Origin of the sequence: Pseudomonas arcuscaelestis, assembly GCF_016881005.1 — a bacterium.
Lineage (GTDB): Bacteria > Pseudomonadota > Gammaproteobacteria > Pseudomonadales > Pseudomonadaceae > Aquipseudomonas > Aquipseudomonas arcuscaelestis.
In genome coordinates this window covers 1-1,203 of record NZ_JACOPV010000059.1, presented here as the reverse complement: position 1 = coordinate 1,203, position 1,203 = coordinate 1, and the positions used below count along the sequence as shown (strand labels likewise).

The following is a 1,203-nucleotide window of genomic DNA, read 5'->3' as shown; positions in this document are numbered from 1 at the left end:
TGCTCAGGCCGTGCCAGGCTTCGTTGGCTTGGCTGTTCGCCACCTTGATCAAGGTGCGCAGGGCATGTTTGGCTTCCGTGCTCATGGCTTGGTAGAGCGTGCTGTCACGCACCGCTTTCAGGTCGAGTACGCCTTTCAGTTCGCTGAGGCGGCTGCCGAGGTTGGTGGCGTCGGCGGCGGAGCCGGGGGTAAGCGCCGGGGAGCTGCCATCCCCTTCGCGACCCTGATCATCCAGGGTGCCGTAGGTGCTGAAGTTGTGCGTCACGGTGTTGATCAGGCTGGCGATTTCAGGGTTGAAGTTGAACAGGGCCAGGCCGAACAGGGTGCTGGGTTGTTCAGCCTGCTCGATCAGCCACTGCTGGCCCTGCTCGCCATTGCCCAGCAGGGTGTAGAGGGCGTGGGCGGTTTCCAGCAGTTGACTGGCCTGCTGCTCATCAATGGTGTCGTGGTAGACACTTTCGCCGCCAGGCCGCAGTTGGTTCAACCAGGTGAGCAGGTCGGCTTCGCTGAGTTGGCAGTGCGCTTGCAACTGCTGCGCCTCGACCGTGGTCTGCCTGAGGTACTGCAGCACGTCATCGAAGCGTACGTCTTCGCGCCAACTGCGCTTGTCGTGCCACTGCTCAAGGGCTTGCTGCCATTTCTGCTGATCAGGCAGGTGCCCCCACACGCCCTTGAAAGCCGATTGGGCGGCAGCGACGGTGCGGGCCGAGGCCAGGTCCACCATGCCTTCCTGGCCGAAAGACACCAGCTCCTTGCCTCGCTCGACTTGATCAAAGGTTTTCAGCAGGGTGTACAGGTCGTCGGTATAGGCCTGGCGCTGGAGCGGGTCTTTGATCCGTTCGGGTATGAAGGCTTCGGTATCGAAGCCGCACAGGTGCTGTACGGCGAGAGCACTCTCCAGGTTGGCTTGGTGCAGGCGGGAAAACTGGTCTTGCTCCATGAGCCGACCCGCCAGGTTCATGCTCAGGTCATCGACCAGCGCCAGGGGATCATCCAGGGCGATGAACAGCGAGGTGTCCTGTTCCGGAACTAGCCCGCGGACCAGCGCCTCTTCGAACGCAGGCTTGTAGGGCGCACCTGTTTCGCTCTGTTGGGTCGGTAACAGGGTGCTGGTGAAGCTTGGTGCTTGTTCACCCTCGACGAGAATGTCGGCGACGCTGTTGCCCAGTTCGGTAATCCAGCCGCCATGTTCGGCTTTGCCGC

At 61.9% G+C, this 1,203-nt stretch carries 1 pseudogene; it reads right to left on the bottom strand.

From position 1 onward, the window contains the following. Positions 1 to 1,203: pseudogene (locus tag H8F21_RS29215) on the bottom strand (T6SS effector BTH_I2691 family protein); the annotation flags it as partial.